Source organism: Blautia sp. OF09-25XD (genome assembly GCF_003482095.1).
GTDB classification, from domain to species: Bacteria; Bacillota; Clostridia; order Lachnospirales; family Lachnospiraceae; genus Fusicatenibacter; species Fusicatenibacter saccharivorans.
In genome coordinates this window covers 26,477-43,267 of record NZ_QUMG01000015.1, presented here as the reverse complement: position 1 = coordinate 43,267, position 16,791 = coordinate 26,477, and the positions used below count along the sequence as shown (strand labels likewise).

The 16,791-nt window shown below is 38.6% G+C and carries 16 protein-coding genes; 2 read left to right on the top strand and 14 right to left on the bottom strand.

Features of this window, described 5'->3' with window-relative positions; all coding sequences use genetic code 11:
• Positions 1–3 precede the first annotated feature (3 nt).
• The 4 genes from DXA93_RS12220 to DXA93_RS12205 all read right to left on the bottom strand — a co-directional run bounded on the left by DXA93_RS12220 (position 4) and on the right by DXA93_RS12205 (position 6,113).
• Positions 4–198 carry a hypothetical protein gene (locus DXA93_RS12220; protein ID WP_117802226.1) on the bottom strand — a complete coding sequence of 65 codons (195 nt, stop codon included), beginning with the start codon at positions 196–198 and terminating at the stop codon, positions 4–6.
• 5 nt (positions 199–203) lie between these two features.
• Positions 204–440, bottom strand: a complete 237-nt coding sequence (locus tag DXA93_RS12215) for an extracellular matrix/biofilm biosynthesis regulator RemA family protein (protein WP_117802227.1) — start codon at positions 438–440, stop codon at positions 204–206.
• A 97-nt stretch (positions 441–537) separates the two neighbouring features.
• Positions 538–846 carry a hypothetical protein gene (locus DXA93_RS12210; protein ID WP_117802228.1) on the bottom strand — a complete coding sequence of 103 codons (309 nt, stop codon included), beginning with the start codon at positions 844–846 and terminating at the stop codon, positions 538–540.
• A complete protein-coding gene (locus DXA93_RS12205) occupies positions 843–6,113 on the bottom strand; it encodes a hypothetical protein (RefSeq protein WP_119208451.1) in 5,271 nt (1,756 codons plus the stop codon). The genes DXA93_RS12210 and DXA93_RS12205 overlap by 4 nt, the downstream gene beginning before the upstream one ends.
• Before the next feature lie 164 nt (positions 6,114–6,277).
• Here DXA93_RS12205 and DXA93_RS12200 point away from each other — a divergent pair, with 164 nt between their 5' ends.
• Entirely contained in the window at positions 6,278–7,027 is a 750-nt protein-coding gene (locus DXA93_RS12200; RefSeq protein WP_119208448.1) for a hypothetical protein, read from the top strand.
• A gap of 588 nt (positions 7,028–7,615) precedes the next feature.
• The gene (locus tag DXA93_RS12195; protein WP_119208446.1) at positions 7,616–8,641 is read left to right on the top strand and encodes a hypothetical protein; all 1,026 of its coding nucleotides are present in this window, start codon (positions 7,616–7,618) and stop codon (positions 8,639–8,641) included.
• A gap of 34 nt (positions 8,642–8,675) precedes the next feature.
• On the opposite strand, the gene DXA93_RS12190 is transcribed toward DXA93_RS12195, so the two are convergent.
• From DXA93_RS12190 to DXA93_RS12145, 10 genes are all read right to left on the bottom strand, one after another.
• Positions 8,676–9,986, bottom strand: coding sequence for a hypothetical protein (locus DXA93_RS12190; RefSeq protein WP_119208444.1), 1,311 nt, complete (start codon positions 9,984–9,986; stop codon positions 8,676–8,678).
• Positions 9,974–10,384, bottom strand: a complete 411-nt coding sequence (locus DXA93_RS12185; RefSeq protein WP_119208442.1) for a hypothetical protein — start codon at positions 10,382–10,384, stop codon at positions 9,974–9,976. Before DXA93_RS12185 ends, DXA93_RS12190 begins: the two co-directional genes overlap by 13 nt.
• Before the next feature lie 70 nt (positions 10,385–10,454).
• Complete coding sequence (locus DXA93_RS12180; RefSeq protein ID WP_117802233.1) at positions 10,455–10,661, bottom strand: hypothetical protein; 207 nt, start codon at positions 10,659–10,661, stop codon at positions 10,455–10,457.
• A gap of 315 nt (positions 10,662–10,976) precedes the next feature.
• Positions 10,977–11,924: a phage tail tip lysozyme gene (locus tag DXA93_RS12175; protein WP_119208440.1), complete on the bottom strand. Its 948-nt coding sequence runs from the start codon at positions 11,922–11,924 to the stop codon at positions 10,977–10,979.
• Between the two features lie 11 nt (positions 11,925–11,935).
• Positions 11,936–12,745, bottom strand: a complete 810-nt coding sequence (locus DXA93_RS12170; RefSeq protein ID WP_119208438.1) for a C40 family peptidase — start codon at positions 12,743–12,745, stop codon at positions 11,936–11,938.
• On the bottom strand, positions 12,742–13,173 hold the full coding sequence (locus tag DXA93_RS12165; protein WP_118640140.1) for a hypothetical protein: 432 nt from the start codon (positions 13,171–13,173) through the stop codon (positions 12,742–12,744). Before DXA93_RS12165 ends, DXA93_RS12170 begins: the two co-directional genes overlap by 4 nt.
• Positions 13,167–13,628 (bottom strand): prepilin peptidase, encoded by a 462-nt coding sequence (locus DXA93_RS12160; protein WP_117802237.1) that lies wholly within the window; start codon positions 13,626–13,628, stop codon positions 13,167–13,169. The genes DXA93_RS12165 and DXA93_RS12160 overlap by 7 nt, the downstream gene beginning before the upstream one ends.
• 16 nt (positions 13,629–13,644) lie before the next feature.
• Complete coding sequence (locus tag DXA93_RS12155) at positions 13,645–14,532, bottom strand: type II secretion system F family protein (RefSeq protein WP_117802238.1); 888 nt, start codon at positions 14,530–14,532, stop codon at positions 13,645–13,647.
• Positions 14,533–14,536: 4 nt separating this feature from the next.
• Positions 14,537–15,418, bottom strand: coding sequence for a type II secretion system F family protein (locus tag DXA93_RS12150; protein ID WP_117802239.1), 882 nt, complete (start codon positions 15,416–15,418; stop codon positions 14,537–14,539).
• Positions 15,415–16,791: a CpaF family protein gene (locus DXA93_RS12145; RefSeq protein WP_119208435.1), complete on the bottom strand. Its 1,377-nt coding sequence runs from the start codon at positions 16,789–16,791 to the stop codon at positions 15,415–15,417. The genes DXA93_RS12150 and DXA93_RS12145 overlap by 4 nt, the downstream gene beginning before the upstream one ends.

Sequence of the window (16,791 nt, the reverse complement as noted above, 5' to 3'; positions counted from 1 at the left end):
TTTCTAGTATTCCTCTGTTGAGTGATCACGCCTGCCATTCAGATACCTGCGGTCCGCCGTAATCTTCTTAGAAACAGGTTCTGACTTGAACTGATATTTTTTCTTTTTTCTTCGAACTTTTAAGTATGCCACTGGAGACACAATTCCCAGCATAAGACCTGCCGCGCCAGCCGCAATTAAAGTTGAAAAATCATTCAAATCAATCACTCCTTTTCCATTCGCTGATTCAATGTATCTACGGAAACAGGGGTTAATACCAGCTCCCCGTTTTTAAGATATATAACCGACATAGTTTTTTTCCCATTTGTATAGTCGTATATAAGCCCCTGTTTTCTTTTGATACGAACATCTTTCCGCACAGCATTACTATCATATGCTATGTATAATTTGATGTTATCTTTTGGAATATAACAATCTTTTGATACCTTAATGTTTTGCATACCAGTTCCTCCTTTCTATTCCGATATATATAGTATTGAAAATTGTTCTCAAAATTAGATACAAAACTGGACCAGACAATGCTGGCCCAGTTCTATTTTAGTCATCCTTTTTAGGATAATGATATGCAGAATCTTCTTTTTCACGGGCATGTTTCACATGAGCTTCTGAATTCTTTCCTTCTGTCATACATATAAAATCAGTATATGGTTCCCGGCGTGTAAAACGGTTATGTATTGATCCTCGCTTATTTCGGTATCCCTTTTCTTTTTGTTTTCGCTTTTCCATTCTACATTTTTCAAAATGAATATTAAATCGTTTCGCATCTGCAATTATTTTTATAGAGATTCCTGCGCCAATAAAGAAAAACACTAGAAACACAAGTACAAAGAGAATCTGAATCATCATAAATATCGCCTCCACTCGTCTGCATCCAAACTATCATCCACCTCTGGCTCTATGGAACTTTCAGGGATATCTTCCGATAAAACAGGATCTGTATCCATAGTCTCTTGGGCATCTCTATCATCATCCGCCGTGCTTTTGACTTCCGCTTCCATTAAATCAATTGCTGATTTCAGGCTATCTACGGAAAAACTGGAGCCAACAATATCCGATAACGCGGTATCCGGAACATCTGTTCCTATATTTTCCGCATGCTCAATAGCCTGAACATAGGAATCCAAATCATTGCTCATTTGATCTAAAAACTGGTTTGGTTCATAAAAGTCCAGTTTCTGCTGTGCATCTACGGATGATGATTGCGACATATCTACCCTATCTACTGAATCTGTCACACCAGAATCCAGATCCATAAAGCCTTCATATGGATCTGGTTGCTCAAACGGTTCTTCTGGAGATGCATATCGGTCGCTTGCCAACTCATATAAATGATCGACATGTTCTGCAGAAAGTCCATTTTGCTGTAATTTTTCAGCCATCGTATCCATATTATCCATTGGCTTACCGTCCAAATCAGTAACCTCATATACGAGATCTGCACTCGATTCAGCAGCTTCGGAATACGGCGTATCTGAATTATAATGATCTGTGATTGCATCCGCGGCTGCGTTTACAATATCCATATATCCAAGATTTTCATCTGAAAAAACGTCTTCTATTGCTTGTGAAAGGACATCATCTAATGCATTTGCCGCATTAAGACAGTCAGAAAATTGTGCTTTGTACTCTTCATGGAAACTATTTGCATTTTCAGATCCTATCGTTGGGCTTTCCGCCTGTGATTCCCCACGTTCTAATGTTGCATCATCAGTTGTTGGTTCAAACGTGTCATTTTTAGCATCCGCCATTGAAAATGAATCACTATCTGAATGATTTTCACCAACACTCCCTATTAACAGTTCCTCCTGTCTATCTTGAACATCCAGGCTTTCTGGCATTGCACCAGAATCAGATTCTGGCTCATCTCTTGACTGACTTATTTCGAAATCTGCTGTCACATCCTCATCCGCGCTGCTTATTTCAGCAGTTTCCAATACATCAGATTCCGGGATTTCATGAACTTCTTCACCGTTCACTACGGATTCGCTATTATCCTTTGAATTTGCAGCCTCGGTCATATTGTCCTGATCGTTATCCTGACTTTCCATTCTGGTCTGCTCCGCAACCATAGCATCGTCTTTTGTGTCCTGATTCTCACGCTCAATCGCATCTTTTAAATCCATATGCTGCTCCTCTTCTGCTTTCTTTTCATCCGCTAAAGCTCCAGATTCTTCTGAATTTTTCGAGTCCATACCATCAGCAGCTTGATTCTCCGTCGTAACGCCTCCCTGCGCTCCTCCGCTTACCATTGAGGAAGTATCAACGGGATTTTCCTCGGGCTTTTCAACTGCAGGGACTGTTTCGTAAGCAACTTTTGCATGAGGATCACGATCAATCGTTTTCTCAATATTGCGAAAATACGGGCGAAATATCGTAGATGCAAAAAAGTTTCCTACCTTTTCCCAAGCACTAAGATCATATTTAGTGCCATATGTATAGGACTTTCCGTTTTCGGTTTCATATTTTTCAAGCCCCTCTTGTCCACCCGAAAGAATTCTTTGCTCAAGACTGGTATAGTAGTTCGTTTTATAATACTCCTGCCGATCCATTCTTAAGTCATTATTGGATATATAATTCTTAATAACCTGATCCTTTCCATAGGCTGCACCAAGGTCAAGTGCCTTTTTAGCACAAAAATCATATTGCATTTTGTAATCTTGGTAAAAAGTATTGCTTCGGAGTAAACGGGAATCTCCAATTCGATCCTGCATTCCCTCCATTTTCCCTTGCAATTCTTTTAGCCCGGACAAATACGGCTTTATTTTTTCGAACGTTTCCTGAATCAAATTTCCTTTTTCTACTTCAATACTTGTTCCTTTGGACGATGCTATTTTCTCTGCCTGAACTTCTAACGCTTCAACTTTCTCTTGCGTCAAATGTAATTGACCTTCCAAATTCACCTCAGCCCGCGTCATCAGATTATACTGTCTGTTTTTTTCTATGCCAGATTCACTCTTCTCGGAGTCCGCCGTGGAATTTTCTGGTGTATTTTTTTCAACTTTATCCATGGTGTTTTCTTTTAAGTCCATGAATTTTTCTTTGATTTCGTCAAATGTATACGATTTTTCGGATTTTAGTATATCGTCAATTATCGGGCAATAACGTTCCACCGGATGCCCAATAACATCCATATCCTTACGAATGTAATCGTATTGATTTGCTGATTTACTTCCCAGAAAATCTCTTCTTACAGACTCTAAAATATCTGCCATTGTAGTATTCCCGCTCTCCGGAAGTGTATATCGCAGCGCATTCCAGGCATTGGTATAATCAACGCCGACCTCTCTTCCAATTAGCGGGGCATTCGAAGAGACGGGAATATGTCCATTGCTGACATCTGTCGTTATCTTGTTTTCTGATTCTTTGTAGTAGTATGTTGGCGCATCAATCTGCATATAGGTGTTGCCGTCTTCACGCTCTGTATAATAGTGCATTACATTTCTGGTTGTATCATGATAGTCATAACTGATACGATAGCCAAAACTGGTATATATACCACCGTCATCACCAATATGAAGCTTATACGCAGAATCTGTCTGCCGTTCGTTATAAGCATCTACCTTTTCTTGTACTTCCAGCTTGTCCACATCGCGTAAAGAGTCTTTCAATGCAGAAGCATAATCTCTCATATCACATCCCATGGGGAAACGAGCCTCAAAGTATAAATATTCCCGCAAAGTCTGCATCGGACCATGATCCGCCAAAAATTGTCCCATATCTCTTTTTGAAAAAGCATCCTGTTTGGTTGCACTTGATATAATTGCATCGCACAAGTCAAGATATTTTTCAGCTCTTTCTATCGTTGGCTGCACTCTCTCCACATCCGCGCAATCTTTTTTATATGCCGCGTATTCTTCTCTCAATTCGCCAAAGGCTGCAACTGCCTTTTCTGCATCTTCAAAACGCCCAAAATCAAGACTGTCAATGATATTGTTTCCTTGATTTGTATAACGCTCTTGAAAATCATGGATTCGATCTAGCTTTGTGTTTCGATATTCGGTCAGTTTATCACGGATATCCATAGTTTGATTTCTCTGATCCAGATAGAAATCAAATTTTTTCTCCATGTTTCCGCCGAGCATAACACTCTCTTTTATTTCATCGACCGCATTATTAACAATATCTCTAACCGCTGCTGCAAATTTTGTTTCTACAATTTTTTCAACGGCAGAAACTGCTTCCTGATAATCATGCACGGCCAAAGCATATTCTTTCTGCTTTTCCGGAGATAACTCTTCAATAGCCTTATCTCCATCTGCTTTTGCAGAATCCACGAGTGTTTTTGACTCCTCTAATAGTTCCTGTATTTTCTGATAATTTTCATAGCCTTTATACATAGGCGTTTGTTTGAATTGGTCCAGCCGCTCTGGTGATCCTTTTTCTAACCGTTCTATCCTAGCCTTTACATCATTTGCAAACCAATTTTTTCGATGTGATAAGCTTAGGCGATCAAACGGAACCATCTTCTCAGGAGCATCATTTCCAGTAACAATTCTGATTTTGTGCGAACTTGATACCTGATCCTGACCGATTGAATACACATACACACCATCTGCCCGGATAGCATATTGAGCATTGATATGTTCTTTTTCCCCATCCTTTTTCGTGATGTCGCCATCAAGATAAATACGGTCTGTAATACCGAACTTTACGCCTTCTATTGAGATATAATTTCCGTATTGAGTAGACACGGACATACGATCTATAGTGGCATCTTGATAGGATTCTCCCAAGAGGTTTCGAATCGTTGCATTATCCACATGGATTGGAATTGTCTTACGTGTCATATCAATTCCATCCACTATGCCATAATAAGGATTGGACGCTCGTATTTCTTTTACTTCATCTGCATCCATATTCTTCCGAACTTCTGGAGGGAAAAAATTAAATAACGAATTGTAAGTCGGTAACTCTTCTCTTGCTGGCAGCGCGTACATATCGACGGGAGCTGGATCTGCTGTTTTAAAATATCCGATGTCTTCCAGCTTATTATACATAGAATCTATATCATATTCTTTTCCAGCTTTGTCCCGTATAATGGGAGATCCATCTCTATTTCCATCTAAGGAGAAATCTTCCTGCCCGTTTGTGCCATGCATATGCCAAGTCAGCGATCCCATTCCGCGCAAACCACGTTCCATTGTTACCGCCGATATAGTTGCTTTGGCTGATGCTTTTTCCATAGTCTGCATATGATCTAACTGCGTGTATTCATCTGAAGTAACACGATTGGAAAGCGACACATCTGCAACGCCAATCCGGGAGGCTTCTTCTTGTAACTGTTCGATATTCAAGACTCCATGGTTCGCTTCATATGCCGTTATTTCATGCGTATCAGGATCTCGTGTCAAAATAAATGTCTCTGTTTCATGATTTCCACGAATTGTCCATGTAATTGATGCATTTTCATCAAAATCAACTCCATTCGGCTGAATCTTATCATCAAAAAGGAAATTCACTTCCATACGCAGACGCGCAGGATTATCTGCTGCTGCATCAAGAATACGATTAATTCGCTCATCTGATGTAGAATCCTCTTCATGATCCCAAAATTGCAGTTGTTCCAATGTTTCCTGAAATTCTTTCAGTCCGATCGATGTACCTGTCTGGCTATGAAAAATCTGTTCCCGTCCTCCACTCACATCAAATGCGAAAAAATCCTTTCCGTCCAAAGAGCCTGTCTTATTAGGTACAGACAAAATAGTTACGTCCAAATGGTAATCTTTTAAAGTCTGAAATATGTTAGAAACACAGTCTCTTAATGCTTCAGGTGCGTTCTCAAGAAACTGCAGACGATGCTGGGCATACTGATCACATGCCATCTGACGATCTGAGTGTTCACTTAGTAAAAATTCAGATGGACTTAGATAGCTTTCAGATTCGGTATCCCATATGTTTATAGTTCCGTCTGAATTATTATATGAAAATTGGTAATCATGCGATCTATCCGGATAGTTTTCCAATGAATTCCAGTTAAGCGTAGAAATATCATTCTCTGCAAGCTCTTGAATTGCGTTTTCAACCTTCTGAAAATCGGTATCTGTACCAAGCACATAATCATTGATAACTTGTTTGGCATTTGAAGTAAGGATCTCTATCTTATTATCTGCCATATCTATCACCTCCGTACACTTAGTAGAATGGTAAATTTGCTTCTAAATAATTTTTTCGTACATGAGAATTCTTTTTTCAACTTTTTTTTTCAATACTATAACTATGAGTTTGTCTTGCGGACACATTCTCGGTTCAAAATTAAAGGTACTAAGGAGGTTTATCTATGGAAACAATTATTATTTCTAGTGAATTTTATTTCAAAGCACCGTATTGTGAATTAACTTCCGATGCAAAATTGCTGTATGCGCATTTGTATACACAAGCCCTTACAGGTCAGGAATACATATCATGCACGCAAAAAGACGCAGCCAAACTATTACACTGCACAGAAGGCACTGCCGGTAAAGCGCTTCGCAGCCTCCAAGATATAGGATTAATTGAACGTTTCGTGGCACGCAGAAAAGAAACCTTAATTTCTGTTTATGGCACTGATGGGAAACCGATTCAACCCCAAGGTGATATTTTACCATCCACATTGGCAGAGACTAATTCAAAGGCAAACATAGAAGTGGATTCTGCAAGCTCTCACTCAGAAAACTTTACAGAAGTGTCAAACGCCACGAAAAATTGTTTGTCTTTGCAACGACCTCAAGCAGATTTTATGCAAGCTTTTATTCAAACCTTTATGGAAACTTTTTCAAAATTGTATTCTTCTACAACATCTAACCCCAAAATTCAAAAAGAAACACCTGTAAAACAACAGGACTCGGATATCACCAAAGTTGACGAATATCCTGTTCTTGATGGAAACCTTATAATTGGCAACGATGGTCATATTTTGCCGTTGGAGGATTACAAAATGCTGGTAGATATCTACGGTGCAAAAGTCATAAAATACCAGATTGAAAAAATCCGAAAAAAAATATCCACCTACATATATGAATCTCAAAATAATTTCCAGATGGGCAAATGATTATAATGCCTATCGCCGCCGTCATTCGAAAAAACATACCAAAAGAAGCAACACGGATAATGCCATAGCAGACACTACAGTTCATACTTTAAACGACAGTGATTGTTCCACAAAAGAAACTGCTTCGTCTGGTACTGAAGAGACAGAGCAGCCAGCTATTACTGGAATAGAATATAAACTTCAGGATTGCATTGATGAGAGCAATAAATTCAACAACTTCTACCAGAGACAATATAACATGGGATACATGGAATCGCTCCTTTTAACTGCTAACAGATGATTAAGATTCGTGTATCTTTCTATCCAAACTTCGCTTTAATGATATAACGTGATAAAGTTATGCTTTTGAGAAAAAGAAGTGAAACAGAATGGAAGTCGAATTTTGACTGCTAAAATCGACTTTTAAAATTAAAAAAACAACTTTAGTAGTTAAAATTTATATATTATATATTATTACACTAAAACATGACAATATAACAATATTACAATAGCAATTTTAGAAGTCAAAATTTAACTGCTAAAAAATTGAATTTTGTATTTACAAAACGTTTAAACATACACTCTATTTAGCCATGAGGAGGAACGATTATGCAGAATGGCTTTTTCAAAACCTATGGAAAGGTAATTCTTTTCGCCTTTTTAGGCATATCTATTGTTGCTGCAGTCATTGGGCAAAACAAGCAAAACAATACTCTGGCCGTATACACTTCGACAGATGTCGTCCAACAGGAAACGCTTTCTGACAGCTCAAGTGAAGAAGACAATATCGAAACGCAAATCTACGCAGATAATACATATCATTTTTCAATTAGCATTCCGAAAGATTGGACACAGGTTATAGACCACGATACTGTATCTTACATCCACAAGCCTTCTGGAGCTACGATACGCATGGAGGTTTTCGCGTATGATCCCGCGATTAATAACGTTGCCGCAGATACTCTCTCCGCGTCAATCACACAAGATGGAAAAACTTTTAAAAATTTCACACGAAAAAGCGCATCCAGTTATGAAGTGATGTATCAAGATCTTAAGAATAGCACTTACGATTATATTGAAGAAGTTTATTGGGACAGGGAGCATATTATACGCTTATCCTGCATATTTAACGATGAAATTTACGAAAAAATCCTTCCTTATATAGAAAAAATGCTGAATTCTTTTTCATGGAACGCAGAAAATCCCATTCCAGACGGCTATGCATTGCAGTATTTATCAGCCGATCAATTTGAATTTGCATACCCGGACACATGGGTCTTAGGAACATCATCTAATTCGATCGTCACAATGGATCAATCGAGCAATGCGTCCATGACAATAACGATGCAGGATTATGACAGCAGTCTGTCCTCTATGACCGCAACAGATATGGCACAGTTAATTGGAAGCGACAAGCAAAATTTTATGATGAATAGCTTTCAGGCTTCTGATGCAAAAGCCACTGCAAAAGCCACGTATGTTGTAGATTCTGTGCAAATGCAGCTTGTTGAATGCCTTATATGGGATGGCTCACATCTTTTTTCTTTAAATATTGCTTACGAGCAGGGAACGATATCCGATAACCTTCCGGAAACATGCATTTCCCTGTTTCGAAGTTTTGCATCACAAAATTAAAGCCCCCGTTTTCTCACGGGGGCAATCTGTTTACTCATTCAGTTCTATTGGTTGACGGGCTGACCGTTTCCACTTTTCCCAGATTGTTGACATGGATTCGAAATACATCACCAGTGGCAACATAACCTGTTTTTGTAACTGTGTCCAAACTCAAGGACTTATTTGTTCCATTTTCGACCGTCTGTTCGTTGAAATAAATAAGACCATTCGTAACTGGATCGAAGAGATATTCGCATATATCATATTTCACACTGGTTCCAACTGTGTAAGTTACTTTTTGATATGCTGTAACAGTATATTCACCTGGATTCATTGTCGAAAAATCAAATTGATGTTTTGGATCATCCGTTTGAACAACCACTTTAGATCCTCCATCCTTTTCCACTACCCACCGTCTGACATTCGACTTATAATTTGTCTTCAATATAACATTTTTTCTTATACTGTCAACATGAATATCTTTGATATAGGCCAGGGTACAATAATTATTCATTGCATTGCTGCCAGAAAATCTGGAGAATAGTTCATATGTATCCGTTATTGTGTAAAATGCATTCATGCCTCCATCTACAAGGTCATCACGCACTCCCGGCATTGTCGTAGTAGAGCCATCTTTGTAGTCTGGAATCTGCGTAACGGAGGAAATATTGTCAGAAGAAGAACTATTGCTTCCAGTGTTGGAACTATTCTTGTCTGAACCGCTACTATTATTACCATTATTTGAAGTTCCGGTACTATTATTTGATGAATTTGTGTTCGAGTTTTGGTTTAGACTAGAACCTTCTATCAGTTTAAAAGGTGGATCTTTCTTATTCTGAAATATCAGCAAATAATTTCTACCATCTTGTTGAATCAGTTTCGTAAGAAATTGATCGTCTGAAAATGAAAATCCCATTTTCTTTGCAATAGCATCCATAACCTGCCGAAGCAGAATGTCGTCTGCACTATTTCCTGTAAGATAAGAGCTATTTTGATTGTCTCCCTTATTACTATCTGATCCGTTCTGACCATTTGTATTCTTATCCGTTGAATCTTCAGCATTGCTTGAAGATTCCGAATCTTGCCCTTTATTTCCATTTTCTTGATCTGTCTGTAGACTTTTCTCATATGTGGCTAATAAGCCATCTGACGGCGCATCTGACGCACTGACAATCAAGGATAAATCTCCATTTTTATCCATAAGCGCAATTTTCCCGCCGCCATCTTCTATTGTAGGTTCACTAAAGCTCTTCTTTGGCATGTGCATATTATCGAAAATCGGATTAGTGACAGAACTAATAACATCAAAATCCTGACGATTATTATCCTTATTTAAAACGGACTCAAAGTCTTTTAAATAATCCAAATCTGATCAATTTGATCTTTCTTGACATCAACGGTTCCATAAGAATACCCAATATCCTTGATGGACGAATTTGGACTGTGAAATATTCCGTTTTCGTCCGCATTTTTCCTGATCTCCGTTAAAATTGAACGTAATTCATAATTCAATTTCTTTTTTGCGTCCATTGCTTTCAACTGCGCTTCTGTGTAATGTACAGTTGTATCACCCCCAGATGTTGTATCTGAAGAATCCTCTTGACCGTTGGTCGTTTCTTTGTCACTTCCGTCTGATTTTATGGTCGTTTTATCGCCAACATTGGTTGTGACATCTTGGGTATCAGCATAGGTTGATATAGGTGTCCCCAATGATGTACATATCGCCAATATTCCTAACCATATTTGGATTTTTTTTCTCTGCATATAGTATTCCTCCCAAATAAGACCATAGCTCACAGCGATTTTACTGGAACTATGGTCTTGTTGTGCCAAATCAGGAATCAGAATTCGCATCTCTGAGGATGCCCTGCATCTCGGTGTTTGCATTATCATTGGCTTTACTGATGTTCTCACGAACCGTGTTCATCAACTTCGTCATTACACCGATTAATCCTACTGTGATTACGACAACAATAGCAAGCTGCAACAATTCCATTCCGGATTCATCTGTAAGAAACTGTTTGACATATTTTTTAAACATGATAGTGCCTCCTTTCCAATCTATATGTCTGTCTATAGTATTGTGAAAGAAGAAAAAAAATAAAATTATACTGGATTTTTTTGTACGTGAATCCTTTCTCCAGTTTTTTCTCAATACTATATAAGAAGAATTATGCGCAAAAAAATAAAACGTATTAAAAGCTGTTGGCGCAGCAATTTAATACGTTTTATCAGCGGCTATTCACATTCCTCGACCAAAATAATTATAGCGTATTCTTTCCAAAGGTGCAATTCGTAAATTACATAAAAGTGAATTGTTCTATTAGATACACGATATCTGTTTGTCCATCTTCAATTACTTTAATAATTGTTGATAATATAATAATGCAGCTGAAGCACGTTCACCTTTTTCACGCTCTATATTGGCTGGCTTTTCATATTGTGTCAAAAAGGCAGTAGATGCGGCTTCCACATCCTGTATGGATTTTAGGGTATTAAGCAATGCAGGCTCATACTGCTGCAAATACGCCATCAGCGAATCCAATTGCCCCTTTAAGTCTCCAATGCTCTTTCCCTTATCTATTGTATAACGGCACAAATATTCCTTAATTGTTGGATCTGTAAACTGGACAATTCCATATCCATATCTTCCACCGGAATAAAGGCCAAATCTGGAGCTGCTAATAACTTCTGCTCTTGATATTTCACCGGAATCTACCATTTGCGTATACATTTGCCCCGTAATCCTTGTTCTTCTAACAGCCCGTTCTTCTAACAAGGTAGGATCTAAGTTTGTACTGGATTCATTCGCCATATTTCCAAGTATACCGGCTGCTCCTGCGGGTGTAATTCCATGTGACAGAAGATAGTTCCATATTTTCTCGGCATTCCCATTTCCAACTAATTCGTCAGAATCTTCTATAGTAACCATATGTACAATGCTTCGTTCACCGGACAAAAACGGAGACATTGTTTTTACGTAAGCGGATACGGTTATAATAACTTGATTTCCAGTAACCCATTTATTACAATTTGAATCTGCATATTCAAGTACAACCTTAATATCTGATATATTCTGATTTTCAATCGACGCTTGCGCCACTTCCAGTGATAGTTTTTCGGCATTTGTCTTTGTTGCACACACCGCTACAGCTCTGGACGATGATACTATGGCTTTTGACAGATTATTCATTGAGAAATTGATCTGCATCACTGCAATTATCAATATCACCATCGAAGTGATAAACACACTCATAAACGCAGCCGCGAGAAATTCTCCATTTCCTGATCGTAATCTTTCCATCGCTTATTCCTCTAATCTGTTGTAAATCTTCGAATCGCAAGAATTGGGCGACAATCTGCGCTTCGATCATGTGTTATTCCCGCTGTTTCATTTTTCGCCTCCACAATCATACCATTTCCATCATAAATTGCGACATGTCCAGCATAACATAAGACATCGCCAGCTTTTGCGTGCGCCAAATCTGCGACAGGCTGACCTAAAGATCTCCACTCACCTGATGTCGCATATGGACCATTGTATACTCCACAATGCGTAAGACACTGCCATACAAAATGCGAACAGTCAATACCATTCGTAAGTGAATTTCCTCCCCAAACATAGGGATTTCCTACCCATTGTAATGCAAATTGCACGATAGCTGTTCCTTGCGCTGTTGCACCTGTACCACAGCTGTTTGAAGAAATAAATTCTGTTGTCGCTGTTTTTTGAATTTGATATTTTGTCTTGTCCTGATCCCAGTGAATGGATGCCAAACTAGGTAAATACCACTGTCCTACAGATAATGTCACTCTGATTTTGTTTTTTTCAAATGCATCTGCATCCATTTGTAAATCGACAATATCTATATTGGTTTTGGACTGCAATAATTTCTTAAGCTTCTCAGCTTGCGTATATGCTTCCTGATAGGACGCACCATCATTCTGAATCATATATATTGCAACCCCATCAGCGATGGAATCCACTGCATTTTGAGCTTTCAATGCCATCTGACGAATTGCATATGTCTGAATAACGCCAATGACCAGAGCGTAGATAAGTAACAGCATAAAGCAGCCATAGATAAAAACCCCATTGCCTCGTCGTAAACGCTTCAGCTTCAAGAACTTTCACCCCCGTTTTCAATCATCATGATGCAGCGGACTGTTTTCGGCTTTTTAAACCATTGTGTAAATCCATGCACATCTGCAGTTACAGTCACTTGAATAAATTTTCCTTTTTTCCAGACATGATCTTTACTTTCATAGCCTGGTGCATAATCGACCGTTGCCTGAATTGATGAATGATCAATGACCCGAGTTTCGCGTTCCAGATAGTATTCCGCAGCATCCTGCACTCGCTCCTGTGCCTGTTCCAGTGAGTCGCAGATTACAACCTGCCTTCCGACACTCAAGATACATTCTTCCATCACGTTTTCGGCATTATTAAGGATCAATGAGTTTAGGATGATGATATAAAAAATCGTAAGGAATAGGATTGAGATGCTGTAGCCGATAAACTCTCCCGCCCCCTTCCGAAATCGTTTTAACATACGTGAAGGCTCCTCAAAATACCATATAATACGCACGAGGCAAAAATGAACGGGGCAAAGGGAAACTCCTTCTGTTCAAATACCTGTACATTTTTTAATGACAACTGTCGTAAGGTTAATTTTATTGTCTGCTTCGAACCGGGTACAAAAAACCATGCATATCCCAATAATAGTATAGCTGCGCCAACAATGATGAAACAGCTACGGGAAAATCCCACAAATGCTACAATTGCCATCCATAATTTGAGATCTCCCATACCCATAAGCTGAAACATTCCAAAAAGAAATACAAATACTATACCAATACACCGGATTAAAATTGTCTTTGGCTCCTGGCATAAAAACAATCCGCAAAAAATGCCTGTTGCAATTACGAGGTTAGGGATTTTTCTGTATTCCAGATCAAATACGGCTGCAACACCGCTTAAAACAATGAGTAGTATTTCTGCTATCATATGTATTTCCTTCCTTTCAAAAAAGTGTCCCTGTTAATTCTGATAGTATTGGAATTATTAAGAATACGATCATCGGCATAAGCTGGAAAATAGCCATCGGCAGTAAAATTGTATTTGTAACCTTTCCAGCTCTTTCTTTAACCGCCAGTACATGGGTTTCCCTAATATCTTCCGCTTTTCGGGATACGGTTGCTGCAATCGAAACACCTTTGGTATAAGAAGTCGAAACGTTAAGAACAAAATCACTTAATGTTTCTTCATCATATCGCGCTGCGACATCTTCCATGGCCTGCTGCCAGCCGGAGGCTCCCATTTGTGATTCACTAAGCGCCCTCAGAAATTCTGTTGAAATTAATGATGGAAATTTCTCACAAATAACCAGCATTGCATTTTCAATAGGCATTCCGATCTGCAGTTCTGCTTGAAGCAGATCCAGAAATCGTGGCAATTCATCTGCTATTTGAGCTTTCATAGATTCCGCCTTTGCATTTAGGGTCATTTGTTCATAGCCAACTAGAATAAAAAATCCCAAAATCCCGCAAGGCATAAAGTACATGGACGATACAATAGATAACACTCCACAAATCGTAAGCAAAATAATTGCATATGTATATCTCATTACCATACGCTTCATATCTGGTTGTTTTCTTACTAAACTGCAACTCTGATAATATTTCTCCGTTTTTATTCCAAATTTATTTGCTACAGTATCTGGCTTTTCATATCCGTAAATTGCACTATACATTTTTGAGTCAAAATCATGGAATAGCCAATCGTCCGGGTGTTCGCTGGCATAACGAGTCCCTTTATGTTCCAAATTATAGAAGATCGCTGATATAAAAATAATAAAAAGAAAAATAGCTATCCCCAGTAAAATAGAAATAGAAAGTGCATCAAATTCCATAAAATCACACCCCTTTCTGTACTCGTTTAAGTGTTTTATGGTTGATGATAGATCCTACAAATGGCATACACAAGATTATCACAAACATCAAAATATGAATAGAGTCTTGAAAATAAGTGTCAATATAGGATGGACTGGTAATGCAAAAGTACAAAATAGTACCAGGTGCAATAAAATCAAACATCCAAACCATCGCACTTGTTGCAGCAAAAATACTTTTAATTTCCCTGCGCATCATAATTCTTTCTTCAATGTTTTTAGCAATGGACAACACCACATCTGCTTCGTGTCCACCAACTGTATCTTGTACAGCAATTGCAAGTGCAACATCTTGTGCATCTTCATTACCACAATCATCCGCCATTCTTTGAAAAGCTTCCGATACAGGAAGCCCCATTTGGAGATCAGCTGACAACTTAGCAAAACATTTTTGCATTGACGGATGGACAAATTTACATTGAGCAACATCTTCTACTGCTCTTGCAATGCTTAACCCCGCTCTTAGAGAAGATCCCATCTGGTTTAAAGCTCTGGCATAACGCTCCTCATATTTTTTCTGTGTGCTATTTCGAATTATCATAAGAAGAATGTCCGGGATCAGAAATCCCATAAATGCCATTAAGATAGAAAAAAGGCCATTTTGAGAGAAGAAATATACAAATGCGCCTACCGCTAATGGCGAAATGCCCAAAATTAGCAAATATGTACTAATAGCCATCCGAGAACCTGATTTTTTTATCACGCGTTCCCGATCTTTTAGGAATACGGTAATGAAATCATCACCTACATTGACGCGACTTTCCGAGCAGTGAACTTTCGCAATAAAAAAAAGCGAAAATAACATAATGGAAGAGCAAAATAATGCGATAACAATAGAAAGACTCACGCCTTAATTTCCTCCTTTGGTACATTAATCTGAAAAATGGTTTCGTCTACGGAAATACCATGGTCCCTAATTTTCCTAATAGCAGTCTTAGGAACGTTACCAGTTGCATGAAAGATTTTTTTCTGTCGATCATACAAAAAAATATCATTAAGTCGTAATTTTCCAGAGTTTTCCAGTCCATCAACCTCTGTTATTGCTGTTATTTTCCTGCTGCCATCAGGAAAGCGTGATAGCTGTACAATTATCTGAACAGCTTCCGCAATTTGCAATGCTATAGATTTTTCGGAAAAATCTGCATTCTTATCGTAGGAGTACAAGATCGGAATTCGCACATCACACATGTTTCTGGGGCTGTTTGCATGTATGGTACTCATACTCCCTTCATGACCAGTTGACATAGCAGAAACCAGATCTATGATGGATTCATCACGTACTTCACCTAAAATAATCCGATCTGGACGTTGACGCAAAGCAGCTTTAACGAGCGATTTCTGGTCAACCATTTCCATATCCTTTGTGCTTGAAAGCCGAACCTCCATTCTTCGGACATTTTTCTGCTGCAATTTTAATTCCAAGGTATCTTCTATCGTAATAATCAGATCATTTTCTGCAATATAAGACGATAGCATATTCAGCATTGTGGTTTTTCCTGTACCAGTACCACCAGAGACAAAAATATTTAATCTTCCCTTCACACAGAGTGTCAAAAAGTACAGCATCTGTCTATTCATAGATCCCATTCTTACGTAGTCCGCCCCAGTAAGTGCAGATTGTGAAAATTTACGGATTGTAAGTGTTGCGCCATCCGGGGAAACCGGTGGAATGGTTGCATTTACACGGCTTCCGTCCTGAAGCCGTGCATCTACAATTGGATGACCAATATTTATCTGGCGATTTACCTTTTGGACAATTCGCTTGATGATGGTCTGAAGGTGAGCCTCGCTATTAAAAATAGTCGGAACTGGTTCTACTTTTCCATGACGCTCGACTACTATATTGTCATATCGTTGTACAACAATTTCTGTAACTTCGGGATCTTGCAGATATTCTTCAATAGGACCATTGCCCAGAACCATCATTCCGACCGTTTTTTCAATGCGTTTCTGAACTTCAAAGGTAACTTGCAGCTTTTCACATTCGGCTGCGATTGCCCTCCTGATAGGTGCATCCAGATCATCCAAGTTTTTTGTAATCAGATCCTCGGAAAACTGTTCAGAAATAATCTTAATAACATCTGTAGCATAGTCCTGTTCTTCTTTTGTTGGCTGCACATGTTCAGATCCAACTTTTTCAATAATGCGTTGTTTTTCATTCTCCTTTTTCTGATACTGTTCCTTCATCAGTGTCGGAGAAGAAGACTGTGAAAATGACAT

Excerpts from the sequence above, each read along its gene's own strand:
- DXA93_RS12175 (WP_119208440.1), bottom strand. The coding sequence starts at position 11,924 with ATGGAAAGATTACGATCAGGAAATGGAGAATTTCTCGCGGCTGCGTTT.
- DXA93_RS12155 (WP_117802238.1), bottom strand. The coding sequence starts at position 14,532 with ATGGAATTTGATGCACTTTCTATTTCTATTTTACTGGGGATAGCTATT.
- DXA93_RS12165 (WP_118640140.1), bottom strand. The coding sequence starts at position 13,173 with ATGTTAAAACGATTTCGGAAGGGGGCGGGAGAGTTTATCGGCTACAGC.
- DXA93_RS12195 (WP_119208446.1), top strand. The coding sequence starts at position 7,616 with ATGCAGAATGGCTTTTTCAAAACCTATGGAAAGGTAATTCTTTTCGCC.
- DXA93_RS12210 (WP_117802228.1), bottom strand. The coding sequence starts at position 846 with ATGATGATTCAGATTCTCTTTGTACTTGTGTTTCTAGTGTTTTTCTTT.
- DXA93_RS12205 (WP_119208451.1), bottom strand. The coding sequence starts at position 6,113 with ATGGCAGATAATAAGATAGAGATCCTTACTTCAAATGCCAAACAAGTT.
- DXA93_RS12160 (WP_117802237.1), bottom strand. The coding sequence starts at position 13,628 with ATGATAGCAGAAATACTACTCATTGTTTTAAGCGGTGTTGCAGCCGTA.
- DXA93_RS12180 (WP_117802233.1), bottom strand. The coding sequence starts at position 10,661 with ATGTTTAAAAAATATGTCAAACAGTTTCTTACAGATGAATCCGGAATG.
- DXA93_RS12215 (WP_117802227.1), bottom strand. The coding sequence starts at position 440 with ATGCAAAACATTAAGGTATCAAAAGATTGTTATATTCCAAAAGATAAC.
- DXA93_RS12200 (WP_119208448.1), top strand. The coding sequence starts at position 6,278 with ATGGAAACAATTATTATTTCTAGTGAATTTTATTTCAAAGCACCGTAT.
- DXA93_RS12185 (WP_119208442.1), bottom strand. The coding sequence starts at position 10,384 with ATGCAGAGAAAAAAAATCCAAATATGGTTAGGAATATTGGCGATATGT.
- DXA93_RS12145 (WP_119208435.1), bottom strand. The coding sequence starts at position 16,791 with ATGTCATTTTCACAGTCTTCTTCTCCGACACTGATGAAGGAACAGTAT.